This window comes from Neobacillus phoenicis, assembly GCF_047302305.1.
In the GTDB taxonomy this organism is placed as follows: domain Bacteria; phylum Bacillota; class Bacilli; order Bacillales; family Cytobacillaceae; genus Neobacillus.
This window is the reverse complement of sequence record NZ_CP154847.1, coordinates 2,935,068-2,949,639: the sequence shown is the minus strand read 5'-3', so window position 1 is coordinate 2,949,639 and position 14,572 is coordinate 2,935,068. Positions and strand designations below refer to the sequence as shown.

Annotated in this window: 16 protein-coding genes and 1 other annotated feature; of the genes, 2 read left to right on the top strand and 14 right to left on the bottom strand. The window is 38.6% G+C overall.

Annotated features, from left to right (window positions below; genetic code table 11):
• Window positions 1-3: 3 nt before the first annotated feature.
• The 5 genes from AA0X95_RS15350 to proB all read right to left on the bottom strand — a co-directional run bounded on the left by AA0X95_RS15350 (window position 4) and on the right by proB (window position 5,839).
• Window positions 4-693 (bottom strand): FeoB small GTPase domain-containing protein, encoded by a 690-nt coding sequence (locus AA0X95_RS15350; protein ID WP_413299246.1) that lies wholly within the window; start codon window positions 691-693, stop codon window positions 4-6.
• Window positions 683-919, bottom strand: coding sequence for a FeoA family protein (locus AA0X95_RS15345; RefSeq protein ID WP_374121079.1), 237 nt, complete (start codon window positions 917-919; stop codon window positions 683-685). The genes AA0X95_RS15350 and AA0X95_RS15345 overlap by 11 nt, the downstream gene beginning before the upstream one ends.
• A 151-nt stretch (window positions 920-1,070) precedes the next feature.
• Window positions 1,071-3,347 carry an ATP-dependent DNA helicase gene (locus AA0X95_RS15340; RefSeq protein ID WP_413299244.1) on the bottom strand — a complete coding sequence of 759 codons (2,277 nt, stop codon included), beginning with the start codon at window positions 3,345-3,347 and terminating at the stop codon, window positions 1,071-1,073.
• Window positions 3,348-3,476: 129 nt separating this feature from the next.
• Window positions 3,477-4,718, bottom strand: a complete 1,242-nt coding sequence (locus tag AA0X95_RS15335; RefSeq protein WP_413299242.1) for a glutamate-5-semialdehyde dehydrogenase — start codon at window positions 4,716-4,718, stop codon at window positions 3,477-3,479.
• An 8-nt stretch (window positions 4,719-4,726) separates the two neighbouring features.
• Window positions 4,727-5,839, bottom strand: a complete 1,113-nt coding sequence (proB, locus tag AA0X95_RS15330; RefSeq protein ID WP_413299240.1) for a glutamate 5-kinase — start codon at window positions 5,837-5,839, stop codon at window positions 4,727-4,729.
• A 53-nt stretch (window positions 5,840-5,892) separates the two neighbouring features.
• Window positions 5,893-6,110, bottom strand: a binding site (T-box leader).
• Between the two features lie 179 nt (window positions 6,111-6,289).
• Between proB and AA0X95_RS15325 the strand changes: the two genes are divergently transcribed.
• Complete coding sequence (locus AA0X95_RS15325) at window positions 6,290-7,528, top strand: MFS transporter (protein ID WP_413299238.1); 1,239 nt, start codon at window positions 6,290-6,292, stop codon at window positions 7,526-7,528.
• Between the two features lie 167 nt (window positions 7,529-7,695).
• Here the strand turns inward: AA0X95_RS15325 and AA0X95_RS15320 are convergent, their stop codons facing one another.
• Window positions 7,696-9,942: an AAA domain-containing protein gene (locus AA0X95_RS15320; RefSeq protein WP_413299236.1), complete on the bottom strand. Its 2,247-nt coding sequence runs from the start codon at window positions 9,940-9,942 to the stop codon at window positions 7,696-7,698.
• Between the two features lie 102 nt (window positions 9,943-10,044).
• On the opposite strand from AA0X95_RS15320, the gene AA0X95_RS15315 reads away from it, so the two are divergent.
• Window positions 10,045-10,764, top strand: a complete 720-nt coding sequence (locus AA0X95_RS15315) for a hypothetical protein (RefSeq protein WP_413299234.1) — start codon at window positions 10,045-10,047, stop codon at window positions 10,762-10,764.
• A gap of 39 nt (window positions 10,765-10,803) precedes the next feature.
• Here the strand turns inward: AA0X95_RS15315 and AA0X95_RS15310 are convergent, their stop codons facing one another.
• From AA0X95_RS15310 to AA0X95_RS15275, 8 genes are all read right to left on the bottom strand, one after another.
• Complete coding sequence (locus AA0X95_RS15310) at window positions 10,804-11,004, bottom strand: helix-turn-helix domain-containing protein (protein WP_413299232.1); 201 nt, start codon at window positions 11,002-11,004, stop codon at window positions 10,804-10,806.
• 182 nt (window positions 11,005-11,186) lie between these two features.
• A complete protein-coding gene (gene deoC / locus AA0X95_RS15305; RefSeq protein WP_413310061.1) occupies window positions 11,187-11,834 on the bottom strand; it encodes a deoxyribose-phosphate aldolase in 648 nt (215 codons plus the stop codon).
• A 174-nt stretch (window positions 11,835-12,008) separates the two neighbouring features.
• Window positions 12,009-12,272 (bottom strand): EutN/CcmL family microcompartment protein, encoded by a 264-nt coding sequence (locus tag AA0X95_RS15300; protein WP_413299230.1) that lies wholly within the window; start codon window positions 12,270-12,272, stop codon window positions 12,009-12,011.
• A complete protein-coding gene (locus tag AA0X95_RS15295; protein WP_026567441.1) occupies window positions 12,272-12,547 on the bottom strand; it encodes a BMC domain-containing protein in 276 nt (91 codons plus the stop codon). The genes AA0X95_RS15300 and AA0X95_RS15295 overlap by 1 nt, the downstream gene beginning before the upstream one ends.
• On the bottom strand, window positions 12,548-12,835 hold the full coding sequence (locus AA0X95_RS15290; RefSeq protein WP_413299228.1) for a EutN/CcmL family microcompartment protein: 288 nt from the start codon (window positions 12,833-12,835) through the stop codon (window positions 12,548-12,550).
• 47 nt (window positions 12,836-12,882) lie between these two features.
• Window positions 12,883-13,338, bottom strand: a complete 456-nt coding sequence (gene rpiB, locus AA0X95_RS15285) for a ribose 5-phosphate isomerase B (protein ID WP_413299226.1) — start codon at window positions 13,336-13,338, stop codon at window positions 12,883-12,885.
• Window positions 13,335-14,177 (bottom strand): triose-phosphate isomerase, encoded by an 843-nt coding sequence (gene tpiA / locus AA0X95_RS15280; RefSeq protein WP_413299224.1) that lies wholly within the window; start codon window positions 14,175-14,177, stop codon window positions 13,335-13,337. Before tpiA ends, rpiB begins: the two co-directional genes overlap by 4 nt.
• A gap of 8 nt (window positions 14,178-14,185) precedes the next feature.
• Window positions 14,186-14,464, bottom strand: coding sequence for a BMC domain-containing protein (locus AA0X95_RS15275; protein ID WP_413310059.1), 279 nt, complete (start codon window positions 14,462-14,464; stop codon window positions 14,186-14,188).
• Window positions 14,465-14,572 lie beyond the last annotated feature (108 nt).

Below are 14,572 nucleotides of genomic sequence, written 5' to 3'. Positions count from 1 at the left end.
CCCTTAAACCCCCTCAGCTACTAATCGTTTACTAATTTCATTGAGCAAGGCTTCATCTCCGTCTAGTAATCTTAAAGAAACCCAGCGCGCAGAAAGTTGGTTTCCAACTAATCCCCGAACTTTTGGCTCAATTTGTTTAATCTTTTCTTCTATCTCATCTGGATAGGTTATTTGTATAGGATTACATTCAATTGCTCCTGTCACAATCCGGTCTATTGTGTCTAAAAGCATTGGGAACCCCTTTTTATTTCTTGCAGAAATTTTAATTACAGGAACGCCCAGACGATTCGTCAGCAGGCGCTCATTAATTTGAATGCCGCGCTCTTCTGCCACATCAATTAAATTAATGCAAATCACAACGTTTTTTGTCATCTCTAACACTTGTAATGCCAGATTGAAATTTCTCTCTAATGAAGTGGCGTCCAGGACAACAAGCGTAACATCAGGTTTTTCAAAAACAATATAATTACGTGCAACCTCTTCATCAGTCGAGTTAGAAAATAGCGAGTACGTACCTGGAAGGTCAATAAGATGAAACGTTTTGTCTTTATGTTGAACACTGCCTTCTGCAAGTGAAACCGTTTTGCCTGCCCAGTTCCCCGTATGCTGCCGAAGCCCTGTAAGAGCATTAAATAAGGTACTTTTACCCGTATTCGGATTTCCTGCTAAAGCAATGCGATATTCATCCCGCATCAGAAATCAGCTCCCCCTCTATTTTGGAACTTTCCTCTTTTCGTAAAGCAATCGTTGTTTGACTCACACGAAAAGCAATAGGGTCTCCTAATGGACTCTTACGAACAACTTCTACTAACGCTCCATTCACAAAGCCTAAATCTAACAGTCTCCGTCTCATCACACCATCTAAATTTAAGGATGTTATTTTTATTAAATTTCCCTTTTCCCCTTGAACCAATTTCATTGTTTTAGGTTTATCCATCTCTCTTTCCCCACTTTCAAAGTTTTTACCTCGTGCAACTTTTGTTTAATTATATGTGATAATTCACATATTTGTCACCTTTTTTTAAAAAATAAGCTGCCTTTTTTTTAGGCAGCTTCTCAACTATGGCTATTTATATAATAGTAAACTCATTCCACTCCTCGGGCAGAAGGCTCTGGTAGTGGTTGTGTAAAAATCGATCATCTATCAGGACGATGGTTCCGTGGTCGTTTTCAGAGCGAATTAATCTGCCTCCAGCTTGTAACACTTTATTCATTCCTGGATAGATGTAGGCATAATCATATCCACTCTTGTTCTTTTTATTAAAGTGATCCTTAATGAGATTTTTCTCAAAACCTATTTTAGGTAATCCGACTCCTACGATGACCACACCGTTTAATCGATCACCAATTAAATCTATTCCCTCTGAAAAAATACCGCCGAGGACAACAAATCCTAGGACTCCCTTTTCTGATTTAGGCTTAAAGTTTTTTAGAAACTGTTCGCGCTCTGCTTCAGACATTCCAGAAGCCTGAATGATGGTTTGTGTTTCGTTGTCTTCTACCTTAAACCCTTCATATACAGTTAGTAAGTAATCATAGGAAGGAAAGAAGAAAAGATAGTTACCTGGTCGTTGTTTTACCAAAGCATGTAACACACGAATGATTTTCTCCTTTGTCTGTTCGCGGTCACGAAATCTGGTGGACAACGGTTTAATAAAAATATCCACCTGTTCCTTAGAAAAAGGAGAAGGAATGGAGAGTACATAATCCCCCTCTTTTCCACCAAGGATTTCTTGATAATAAGCTAACGGAGAAAGGGTGGCAGAAAAGAACACTTTTGTCCGATATCCTTTGCCCATTTGGGCAAGGAGTTTAGAAGGGTCCATGCAAAAGAGCTTAATCAGCAAATCATTTTTATTTTTTTCTGCATAAATAACATAATGCTCATCTAAAAGATCAACAACTTTTATGAATTGATTCACCTTAAAATAAGCTTCCAATAGATTAGACGAGGCATTTTTTATAAGCATTTCTTCTGCCTTATTAACAAAATCAATAAGATGACTTATGAAGGTTTCATTTAAAACTTCTAAAACTATTTCATTCTTTCTGTCCATATCTTTTTTCATTGAAATAAATATGGCATTGATCCTTTTGGCAAAATCGTAAATTTCTTTATTGATTCCCTTATAATCTTTCTTCAATTGTAGAAACATTTCTTTATTAAGTGATGCTGAAAACATATCTCTCCCCCGATCAACAAGGTTATGTGCCTCATCTACCAGTAAAACAGTCGTTTTCTTTTGCTCTTCAACTAAACGTTTTAAGGATACTCGTGGATCAAAAATATAATTGTAATCACAAATAATCGCATCAGCCGCATAAGAAAGGTCAAGCGAAAATTCAAATGGACAAATTGAATGTTTCCGTGCATAGTCACCGATCACTTCACGGGTCAGTCTGTTTTCCTTGGATAAAATATCAAAAATAGCTCCGTTGATGCGGTCATAGTATCCGTCAGCGAATTCACAGTAATCCTTTTGGCACTTGGTCTCTTCCTTAAAACAAACTTTGTCCTTAGCGGTAATCGTAACAGTTTTCATACATAGTCCGCGTGATGTCATCCTAGCAAAAGCTTCCTCTGTCGTAGATCGTGTAATTGTCTTTGCCGTAAGATAAAAAATACGGGTTAGATGCCCTTCTCCTATCGATTTAACTGCAGGAAAGAGGGTTGAAATTGTTTTGCCAATTCCGGTTGGGGCTTTAACAAAAAGATTTTTCTCATCAAAAATGGATTTATACACAGCTCCTGCTAATTTCCTTTGTCCAGCACGATACGTGTCAAAAGGGAAAGGGAGGGCTTTTATACTCTCATTTCGCTTCATTTGATGGGCGTGCATCAATCTTGCATATGGTGCGTACTTTTCTATCACATGAAAGACAAATGCCTCAAGCTCTAAAAAATGACAAATGGTTTTTAATTGTTTTTTTTCTAGTGTATCCACATGTACATAAGTAAGTTGGACCGTGATTTCCTGTAATTCATGATTCAGCATATACATATAGGCATACATTTTTGCCTGTGCCCAGTGGACAGGTAACCCTTCGACGTCCAGTTCCTCTAGGGGTCTTGAAAAAGATTTAATTTCATCTATCGTCACGACATGATCATGAAACAAGAGTCCATCACAACGGCCATCAATAAGGAAAGTTAACTCTTCAAAGGGAATTTCTGAACGAAGATACACTTCTTTCTGATCACCTTCTTTATAAGTTTTCTGGATTGTTTGATGAATTCTTGTTCCATCTAAAAGAGACGCCTGGGAGCGGAAACGGTTATCTATACTGCCAGCCAGATAAACATGTTCTACAAGCTTTCGAACCGAGAGTTGAATCGTATTAGTCACATAATCACCAACTATTAGAAATATAAGAATGTATGTTTGTATTTTAAGTATAGCAGAAATGAATGTATAACAAAAACAAGTAAGGGCTAATAGCCCTTACTTGTTTACTATTTTTAGAGTATTTTAGATTTATAACCTGATTTGCCCTGTCCCATGGACAATTGTTTTTGTCGTTGTCAATGCCTTTAGGCCCATTGGTCCCCTAGCATGAAGCTTTTGCGTACTAATTCCGATTTCTGCCCCATAGCCAAACTGCTCCCCATCTGTAAAGCGGGTAGAAGCATTGTGGTATAAAACCGCCGCATCCACCGATTGATAAAACAAATGAACATTTGCTTCATTATCACTAATAATCGCTTCCGAATGCTTCGTACCATAACGATCAATGTGTTCAATCGCTTCCTTTACATCGCTAACCACTTTAACTGCTAATGTAGGTGCTAAGTATTCTGTGTGCCAGTCCTCTTCTGAGGCTTGCTGTACAAACGGATAAGCAGCTGCTAATTTTTCATCCCCTCTAAGTTCTACTTCCCTGTCATAAAGGACTCTTAAGAGTTCAGATTTATAAGGCCATTTTTCATGAATTAACAACGTTTCAGCAGCATTACAAACGGAAGGCCGATGTAATTTGGCATTGATAGCAATTTCAATTGCCATTTTTTCTTCAGCTGATTCGTCAATATACACATGGCAATTTCCGACGCCCGTTTCTAAAACTGGAACAGTAGCATTTTTGATAACGGATTGAATAAGTCCTGCACCGCCTCGAGGAATGAGGACATCTAGGTATTGGTTCAACTTAAACATGTCAGAAGCTGTCTCACGGCTTGTGTCCTCCAATAGTTGGACCGCATCCTTTGGAATCGACGTTCCTTCGAGTGCCTTTTGCATAGTATGGACAAGAGCTTTATTGGAATGAATAGCAGTAGAGCTCCCTCTTAGAAGAACCGCATTTCCCGCTTTTAAACAAAGACTTCCTGCATCAACCGTTACATTCGGTCGAGCCTCGTATACCATCCCAATAACCCCGAGCGGAACCCTAATCGTTTCAATGCGAAGTCCATTTGGTCGTTCCCAAGCCTCAATCGTTTCACCAATTGGGTCCTCTAAATGTATTAATTGACGAACTCCATCCACAATCTGTTCGATTCTCTCGTTTGTTAAAGAGAGTCGGTCAATTAAAGAGTCTGAAAGTCCATTTTTTTGCCCAGCCTCAATGTCCTTCGCATTTTCACTGATTATCCATTCCTTGTTGGATTGTATATAATCAGCGATTTTTGCTAACGCTTCGTTTTTTTCAATGGATGAAAGCATTCCTAAAGTTTTAGAAGCATTTTTTAAAAGACGGGCTTTCTCTAGTAATTCATTCATTCTCCCACTCACTCCTTTGGCATAATGACCCAGTTATCACGATGTATCACTTCTACTTTTTGATTAATGGAGTACCCTTTCGATTGTTCACCAGGTAAGCCTTTCACTTTTAATAAATTTTTAGAAGAATAATAAATTTGCCCCTTACCTATGACATTCCCTTTTTGGTTTTTAACCATGACAACGTCTAAGGCATTAAACTCGCCGATAACATTAGTAACCCCTACAGGTAATAAGCTCTTTCCATGAAACACAATGGCTTTTTCTGCCCCTTCATCAATCTCAATTACACCGCCGACTTGCGAATGATAAGCAATCCATTGTTTTTTCATTTGCATTTGTGTTTGGAAAGGTCCTCCAATATATGTCCCGTCGCCTTTCCCAGTTAGTATATCGACCAGTTTTTCCTTCCCAGTGCCGGAACCCACGAAAACACTGACACCAAGAGATAATGCTTTTTTTGCAGCAAGCAGCTTTGACTTCATCCCTCCTGTACCTACAGAAGAGCCACTTTCTCCGGCAACTGAGATGAGTTGTTCTGATATTTCTGGGATGAAATGATATTTTTTTACCTCTTTATTCACTTTTGGATTTCCATCGTAGAGTCCATTGATATCCGTTAGAATAATTAAGGCATTGGCATGAAGAAAACCACTAACCAGTGCTGACAATAAATCATTGTCACCGAAGGTCAATTCCTCAATTGACACGGAATCATTTTCATTGATGATTGGTAAAACCCCTCGTTGAAGAAGCTCTGTCATCGTTGAAAATAAGTTTTGAAACCGGACCTGACTGTAAAAGTCTTCACGTGTTAATAGTATTTGAGCTGGTATGATCCCAAACTCTTTAAAAAGTTGAATGTACTGCTGCATAAGTAGACCTTGCCCGACAGCTGCAGCTGCCTGTTTACCAGCTGTACTTTTAGGTCGTGTTGGATACCCAAGCGATCCAAAGCCTGCAGCAACAGCTCCGGAAGAAATGAGAATAACCTCATGCCCCTGTTCTCTTAAATAGGACAGTGCTTTCACATGATCACGTATTTTTTCTTCTGAAATATGCCCCGAGGCACTTGTTAGTGAGCTGCTTCCAATCTTCACTACCACCAGCTGTTTCTTCATCTCTCTTCGGACCCTTCCTTAATAAAATAAAAAAAACGACTCTCCTGTCCTAATAAAAGGACGGAAGAATCGTTTCCGCGGTACCACCTTTATTGATGCAGGAAACTTCGCCTACATCCACTTGAACCTGTAACGTGGGAGGACGGCTTATGTTTGCATAAGCAGCATAAGAGGGCAGGTTCAATTATTTTTCCGTGAGAAACCTTCCAGCCAGTGGGTTTCATTCTCTAACACGTTCCAATGATTTACTAATCCCATACCAATTTTTCGATTTTTCAATTTATTTGATTATCCATAGAAATTAGTAAATTGTCAAGTTGGTTTTTTTAGCTTAATAAAGTAATAGTACTTCGGGGCTTATCTTGTAATTGTTCACATAGAAATTTAGGTACCCGAATAAAATGATAATAAATTATGTTGAATCGGATTTAGGAAATAGGAGGTTATTCAATGGAAAAAGGCAATCATAAACGTTTGTGGGGTTATGCCACTATTGGTATGTTAACAACTGTTGTGGTTTTGGCATTTGCAAGACTCTCTTATGGGGTAATTCTTCCTTTTATGCGAGAGGGACTTCATCTAACGTATAAGGAAGCGGGTTACCTCGGTACCACTACTTCCTTAGGGTATCTAAGTACGATTATCTTTGCAGGGATCCTTGCAGCGAGATGGGGTGGTAAACGGACGATTTTACTTGGAATTTCGCTTGTTACTCTAGGGTTAGCTGGGCTCACCTTTACTTCTTCCTTCCTAGCAACCTTTCTATTTATGCTCTTATTAGGGATTGGCACCTCCTTTACCTATACTCCTTTTATCTCCTTACTTGTTGCCTGGTTCCCGCAAAAAAAGGGATTTGTCATTGGGTTAACAACGAGCGGGGCAGGTATTGGCATCCTTTTTGCAGGAATCATCGTCCCATTCCTTGGCAGCTTGAATTCCGAGATAGGTTGGAGAATTGCTTGGGGACTATTCGCGGCTATTGGAGTGATTGTTGTAATTCTCACTTTATTTTTTATCAAAAACCCAACTGCTGAATTCTCTACTGAACAACCGAGCAAAAAGAAATCACCCAGAGATATTTATAAAAATCCACATGTAATAAATGTTGGATTGATCTATGGGATTGTTGGTATTACCTACATTGTCCAAATGATTTTTATTATGAGCTTTATGATTGAATCAGGTGTTAATATGAAGTTTGCAGGGCAACTAATGGCATTGAATGGTATTTTGTCTATTTTTAGCGGACCCATATGGGGATTTATTTCTGATAAAATCGGACGGAGAACGTCGCTCATTTTAACAATGGGCCTGACCTTATTTTCAATGGCGCTGCCTATATTCTTTACCACGCTCCTAGGCTTTACCATTCATATCATTATTTTAAGCTGCACGTCTACCGGATTATTTACGTTAACGCAGGCTTCAAGTATGGACCATGTTCGGCCTACTGACATGCCATTAGCTTTTAGTTATGTTACGTTTTACTTTGCAGTGGGGCAATTTATTGGCCCTACAATAGCAGGCTGGTTGATTGAGGATTTTGGCGGCTTCAAAAGTGCCTTTTTATTTTCGTCTCTTTGTTTAGTGGTTGGATTATTGCTGACGTTTAAAGTTAGGAATTCTGAACAACATGTTCGATTGAACTCGAAGATTCATGGTGAATTATCTGAACGAGTAACACAGTAGAATAGCATTCGCTCATAATTTTTGCAAATTCGCTCATAAGCCAGAAAAATTCGCTCATTCGATTATTTTCACATAAAAAATAACATACCGAGTCAAGATTGATACCTCCAAAAACAACAAAAAAAATTAAAAAGAGCAGAAATTGCAGACAAAATTCTCCGCAATTTCTACTCTTTTACTAAAAACTGCCCTAAAAGATATTCTGATACTTTTTCAGAATCGAGTCTTACCGCAATATATGGTGGTCTAGCACCTCTCAGCCCTTCTAGGGGCAACCCCAACCAAAGAAACCGTTGATCGATGACGATAAATGGAAACGACAAACTCTCGTCTACTCTTTCATTTACCAAAAGCTCCGGCCATTCTTCATCCGATATTATGGTTAAATTTACTTGTTGTGCTCGTTTTCTTAACCTCTCCCTCCATTCTTCCGTTAAAACCGTTTGGAATGGTAAAGAAATCACAATTGACGACCTAGCCATTTCGATATCCTTAAACACTCTTTCAAGCTTTCGTCCGTGCATCCATTGCAATCGTGGGTGTTGATTCTTAATCCACTTACCAATATCAACAGTGCCAACCAATTGCTGATGAAATTCCTGATGTTCCACCAGCTGTCTAAGTGTCTTTCCAGTATACACATGCCTACGAATAAAGGAACGATTGCTAACATGAATAAACTTACCCTTCGTTCTTGTGATTGCTACATTGATTAATCGTTCACTATCTTTTCCAGTTAGAAGCATGCCTGCACGGGTTTGAGGCTCGCTATCGACGGTGTCAAAAATCATCACATCCCGCTCACTGCCTTGAAAGCGATGGACAGTTGCTGCAATAAGATCGGCTGTAATTCGTTCTTTTTCATAATTATCTTCTAATAGCAGATTCATCAGCTGAGCTTGAGCAGTGTATGGAGTTACATAACCAATCGACTGAAATCCAGCCTGGTAGGATTCATGAATTAATTGAAACGACAATAATACTTGCCATAGATTCATTCGTGAATGAGAGGTTCGCTCTTGTATACAATGCCCACCTGTATAGCTTGTATCAATAAGTACAGAAGCTCGGCCCTGAAAAGGTGCTTTATCAACAATAATATTCCTGCTAGAGTGGACACTCTCATGGTCACCGACTAGTGAATGATATATATACTTGTTAGTGAAGGCTGATATATTCGGATGCATCCTCCTTTGCTCTTTTAATAAAAAAAGGTGAGGGTGAAGTTTACCATCATTCACCCATTCAACCACACCTGAGCGATTAAAGATGTCCTCCTTTAGCCACGTGCTTACTAAGTGATCTCGTGAAGAAGCAATCGGCGGCAATTGCTTAAAATCACCGCAAATAATCACACGTTTCCCAAGTGAAGCAGCAAAGGCAGCCTGGGGTACATAGGCCATACTGGCTTCATCAAGGATGACAACGTCAAACTCTTTCTCAAAAATAGCGGAATCAGCAGCCGCTTTTGCAAGTGTTGCCCCAACAACATATGCGTCCTTTATGAATTCGATTTCTTTTTGTCGGATTTTTTCGAGCACTCGTGCCATTTTTGTCTCTAACTCTAAAAGGTAATTTGTATCACGCTTACTAAAGGAGCGGGCCAAATCCTGCTTCAGCTTCCTTCTTTCTTCTGTCAGCATATCCTTCTCTTCAGCTAGCATAGGGCTATGGAGCTGCAGGAGTTGACTCGTAGTGATGGCTTCGTGGTTGGAAAGAAGTCCACCTGTATTTACCCCATAGCGGAGTACTTCCCCTTCACGAAAGCGACTTTTCTTTTTTAAAAAAGAGGTAACTTCACTAATTAGGACGTCTACTGCTTGGTTACTATGAGATAAAACCAGCACCCGTTTATCCTGAAAGTATTTATTAGCCGCCACACGTGCTAAGGTATAGGTTTTTCCTGTTCCCGGGGGACCCCAAACAAAGGTTATGGGATTATATTTTGATCTTAGTACTAACTCGTGAACATTGCTTTTTATCTTTTCGACCGGATGTTTCGCTGGCATGGATGGATCCATCAATTTTTTGACACGCAGCCGCTTTTGTTTGTTCTTTTTAATATCATCTAATCGTTCGATAAGCTGTTCAAGTAGCTCCCACGGATCATGAAACAGATAGGCTTCAGGAATTAAATCACCAAATGACTTTTCTAAGTCAACCATCACCCCTCTACCTTCAGAAGAAAGCACACGTCCATTTTGTTTCATGCTTCCCCATTCAATCCTAATGGTAGAACCCACAGGAATTTGTAAAGGCCCTGATGTATCAAAGTAATACGTATAGGAACGCTCTGTAGACAGAAGTCTCCCATTTGTGACAAGAAATTTATTACTACCGTATTTTTTTAAATAAATAATTTCATTTTGCAGTGCCTGCTGCCATTCTTTTATGTATGATATTGTATTTGTCATTTTTCTCTTCCTTTAACATTTAACTCTTAATAAGAATAGACTATTTATAGCCCTAAAACAAAAGGAGAATTTTGGCGGTATTCAAAAAGGAGGAATGTCCAAATGAGTAAATTAAATTACTTAGAAATTACTCGAAATTTTAAGAGCTATTATCAGACGCTTCGAGATATTAATTACTATTTAAATAGTGATTCTGAAGTTGATCGTGTAAAACTACAGGCAACTTCTTCAGTCATATCAAAGTTAATCCTTGGTTTTATTCGGACTAACGGAACAAGCTTTAGAGAGATGGAACGAGAACAGTACGAAAAAGAATTTCTAATTTTTTATGATGATTTTCTTAGTGCAATACAAAATAGTGGTGAAAATAATGTCGACTTTGAACAATTCACGGCCCTAATCGATGAAATAATTGGGATAGCAGTTAAGAGAAAGGAAGCACTTGATAAAATTCAAAAAGAAAAACTTGGAACCTCTGTTGAAAACGAAGAGGTTATTGAGGATGAAGATAACAATTTTTCTAACATTGATAATGAGCTTTTGACTAATAATGTTGTTAGCGAAACGGACGTACTTGTAAATGATAAAATTGATAATTTAACAGTTGAAGACGATCAACAAGAAGTAGTTGACATTAAGATTGTTGAGGTTGTGGCTGAGGTTGAAAATGGTAACGAGGTTGTTAATTTTAGTGATGAGGAAGATAGGAATTTAGATTCTGATATGGGATTTAGAAATAGGGATAAGCTCGATGGTAATATAAATGTGTTTGAAAGTGATGATAATTATCGCTTTAGACCAAGAAAGAAAAGATTTAGATAATACATGAAAAAAAGACCAATATTGGTCTTTTTTTATGAATTAGATTGATACATCTCCAATGGAAAACGAGCAGTTTAGTGCTTCTGAAATTTTCGCTAAGGTTGATACTTGTACATCAAGTTCGCCATCCTCGATTGCCGTAATGAGGTCAGCATCTAAACCTGATAAAGAAGCAAGTCTTTCTATTTCAATTTCTCGATTTACTCTTATTTTCTTTAGTTGATGTCCAATATTGTTCATTATAAACACTCCTCGTGTATGTAAGCGATTACATTTTGTAAATATAATTATAGTAAACTATCTAAAAATTTTCAATACTTTTTAGATTAAGAGGAATAGAAAGTTGAGAGACAGACTCATATGAAAAGAAAATCTGCCTCTCGACTATTCTTTGAACATGACAACTTCTATTTACTCTTTAATTAGTATCCAGTACCCTGACCGCCAGTAATGATGGCAATACTTGAGCTTGCACCAATTCTTGTTGCACCAGCTTGAATTAATTTTCTAGCTGTATCTAAATCTCTAACACATGCAGATGCTTTTACACCCAAGTCAGGACCAACAGCTTCACGCATTAGTTTAATGTCTTCAGCTGTAGCACAACCAGGTCCAAAACCAGTTGATGTTTTTACGAAATCCGCACCAGCCATTTTTGCAAGGATACATGCTTTTTTCTTTTCTTCAATTTCAAGAAGACCAGTTTCAATGATGACCTTAACAGGCGCATGACCTTTTGCAGCTAAAACAACACCTTCAATGTCCTTTTTCACTGTTTCGAAATCACCAGATTTAAGGGCACCAATGTTAATAACCATGTCTATTTCTGTTGCCCCATTCGCGATCGCATCACGAGTTTCAGCAATTTTCACAAATGTGCTTGTTGCTCCTAATGGGAAGCCAACTACTGTTGTAATCCCAACATTAGAGCCTTTAAGCTCTTGTGCCGCAGTTGAAACCCAGTACGGATTTACGCAGACAGTAGCAAATTTATGTTCTTTAGCTTCTTCACAAAGCTTCACAATTTGCTCCTTAGATGCTTCAGGCTTTAATAATGTGTGGTCAATCATTCTAGCTACAGAAGGACCTGTAATGATGTTAGATGAAGAACCTTCTTTATATGTTACGTTTCCAGAAGTAACAGCCTTCACTTCTTTTAACTCTTGTTTATTCGTTAATTGCTGCATAATTTGATTTGTTATTTGTTCAACCAATGCTTCAATTTGCATCGTGTTCACCTCACATTAATGTAATCGATCAACGATACCGGCAATGACTGCATCAAAAGAACCTTTTGGGTCTTCTAAAATCTCCCTTGCCGATCCACCCTCTTCTAGTATCAGCACATAATCGCCAACACCTGCATGAAAGCGGTCAAACGCAATCATTGCATCACCGCATTCTTTACCTGATGCTTCAACTGGGATGACAACCATTAGCTTTTTATTTTGATGACTGGGGGTTTTAATCGTTGAAACGACATTCCCTACTACTTTTGCTAGTTTCATTATTTTGCTACAGGAAGGATTTTCTCGATATCTGAGTGTGGTCTTGGGATTACATGAACTGATAAGAATTCTCCAACACGCTGTGCTGCATCCGCACCTGCTTCTGTTGCTGCTTTTACTGCGCCAACATCACCACGAACCATTACACAAACTAAGCCTCCGCCCACATTTACTTTTCCAAGTAATGTCACGTTTGCTGCTTTTGTCATTGCGTCTGCTGCTTCAATAGCTCCTACTAAACCTTTAGTTTCGATCATTCCTAATGCGTTACTCATTTATATTTCCTCCATTCGTTTAGTCACATTATAGTAGTCGATAATTCCCAATATCCCCGCGTCTGACGGGACCAAATCTTTGTTAAGCGGTAAGGAAGATTCTCTGCTTTTTGCTATGTAAACGAGATCTCCTTCTCCTGATTGTCCGATCGTATCTATAGCCACAAGTGGTTTGCCTTTATCATTCAATTGATCATCTACAGGTTGAACAATCATAAGCTTTAACCCTTTTAAATTTTCATTTTTATGTGTACAGACCATATTTCCAATCACTTTGGCTACAAACATGTGTAAAACCTGCTTTCTAAAGTTCCTCTAAGCATCTATTGAAAAAATTAACGACCTAAGAAACGGCTTTCTATTTCCATGATTTTCGTTACTCGACGGTCGTGACGTCCGCCAGCAAAATCTGTTTCCAACCATGTTTTTACTAATTGCTTGGCAAGACCCTCACCAATAAATTGACCGCCGATGGAAAGCACATTTGCATTATTATGTTCACGGCTGTTTATTACTGATGATAAATCCCAGCAAACCGCACCGCGTACACCCGGTATTTTATTTAATACCATTCCGCTGCCAACGCCGACTCCATCTATCATAATCCCTACATACTCTTCATTTGTAGCGACTGTTTCACCTACAAGGAATGCTATGTCTGGATAATCTACTGATTCATTGGCCTTACATCCATAATCTAAATATTCATAGCCTAATTCAGTTAAATAGGCTTTTAACTTTTCTTTTAGATCGTATCCACCATGGTCGCAACCGATTGCCACTTTTTTCATTGATTTTGTTCTCCTTTGGCAAATACATTGATAATTGCATCAAATGAATGTGCATGTAAGCTAGCTCCTCCTACAAGTACGCCATCAATATCTGGCATTGCACTGTACTCGGCTGCATTGCTTTCATTTGCAGATCCACCGTAAAGAATCGAGATGCTTTCTGCTTTTTGTCCAATAATTTTTGTTAATATTGATCGAATATAAGCATGTGTTTGCTGGGCAAGTTCAGCTGTAGCAGATTGACCTGTTCCAATCGCCCATACCGGTTCATAAGCTAGAATAAAATTGCTTGAAGCAATTTCATTCAATGCACCGTATAGCTGGGTTGATAAAACCTGTTCTGTTTGCATTGAATTTTTTTCTTCTAGTGTTTCGCCAATACAGATAATTGGGGTAATGCCAGCCTGAATCGCCTGCTTAACCTTTTGATTAATTAGTTGATCATCTTCACCTGCATATTGTCTTCTTTCGGAGTGCCCGATGATACAATATTCACAACCAACATCCTTTAACATACTGATGGATGTTTCCCCTGTATAGGCACCTTTATCTGCCCAATGTACGTTTTGCCCACCTAACCCAATGGGCTTCTTTGATTGGTTGATAAAAAGATGTGCTGGATATAGGAGCTGAGTCGGAGGACAAACAACTACTGAAACTTCATTACTGCTATTTATTTTTTGGAAGAATTCAGCAGTTTCAGCTAGATTTTTATTCATTTTCCAATTGGCAATGACATATGTTTGCCGATCGTTTTGAAGCTGAAGTTCACCTAGAGTCTGACCAATGACATCTCTTACCAGATTTTTGATATAGCTTTCAATGGATTGTTCCATCATGCGGCCCCTTATTCAGTCTTTGGTAGAATACCTTCTACATCACCGTTAGGACGTGGGATAACATGAACAGAAAGTAATGAGCCAACACGTTGAGCTGCTTCTGCACCTGCTTCTGTTGCAGCCTTAACTGCACCAACATCACCGCGAACCATTACAGTAACAAGACCCGCACCAACTAATTCTCTTCCGACCAACGTTACATTTGCAGCTTTAACCATTGCATCTGCTGCCTCAATTGCACCTACTAAACCTTTTGTTTCAATCATACCTAAAGCTTCTTGACCCATTTTATTTCCTCCTTTAGTTATAACCTCTAATTTTGGTTTTTCTTGTTTTTTTGCTTTTTCTTCTTGTGAAGTGACGTTTTTTTCTTCTTTTGCCTTAGCCAATTACAA

Bases quoted from the DNA above. Each gene is read 5' to 3' on its own strand.
- AA0X95_RS15350 (WP_413299246.1), bottom strand. From the start codon at position 693: ATGCGGGATGAATATCGCATTGCTTTAGCAGGAAATCCGAATACGGGT.
- AA0X95_RS15345 (WP_374121079.1), bottom strand. From the start codon at position 919: ATGAAATTGGTTCAAGGGGAAAAGGGAAATTTAATAAAAATAACATCC.
- AA0X95_RS15335 (WP_413299242.1), bottom strand. From the start codon at position 4,718: ATGAATGAATTACTAGAGAAAGCCCGTCTTTTAAAAAATGCTTCTAAA.
- proB (WP_413299240.1), bottom strand. From the start codon at position 5,839: ATGAAGAAACAGCTGGTGGTAGTGAAGATTGGAAGCAGCTCACTAACA.
- AA0X95_RS15325 (WP_413299238.1), top strand. From the start codon at position 6,290: ATGGAAAAAGGCAATCATAAACGTTTGTGGGGTTATGCCACTATTGGT.
- AA0X95_RS15320 (WP_413299236.1), bottom strand. From the start codon at position 9,942: ATGACAAATACAATATCATACATAAAAGAATGGCAGCAGGCACTGCAA.
- AA0X95_RS15315 (WP_413299234.1), top strand. From the start codon at position 10,045: ATGAGTAAATTAAATTACTTAGAAATTACTCGAAATTTTAAGAGCTAT.
- AA0X95_RS15310 (WP_413299232.1), bottom strand. From the start codon at position 11,004: ATGAACAATATTGGACATCAACTAAAGAAAATAAGAGTAAATCGAGAA.
- deoC (WP_413310061.1), bottom strand. From the start codon at position 11,834: ATGATTGACCACACATTATTAAAGCCTGAAGCATCTAAGGAGCAAATT.
- AA0X95_RS15300 (WP_413299230.1), bottom strand. From the start codon at position 12,272: ATGAAACTAGCAAAAGTAGTAGGGAATGTCGTTTCAACGATTAAAACC.
- AA0X95_RS15295 (WP_026567441.1), bottom strand. From the start codon at position 12,547: ATGAGTAACGCATTAGGAATGATCGAAACTAAAGGTTTAGTAGGAGCT.
- AA0X95_RS15290 (WP_413299228.1), bottom strand. From the start codon at position 12,835: ATGTTTGTAGCCAAAGTGATTGGAAATATGGTCTGTACACATAAAAAT.
- rpiB (WP_413299226.1), bottom strand. From the start codon at position 13,338: ATGAAAAAAGTGGCAATCGGTTGCGACCATGGTGGATACGATCTAAAA.
- tpiA (WP_413299224.1), bottom strand. From the start codon at position 14,177: ATGATGGAACAATCCATTGAAAGCTATATCAAAAATCTGGTAAGAGAT.
- AA0X95_RS15275 (WP_413310059.1), bottom strand. From the start codon at position 14,464: ATGGGTCAAGAAGCTTTAGGTATGATTGAAACAAAAGGTTTAGTAGGT.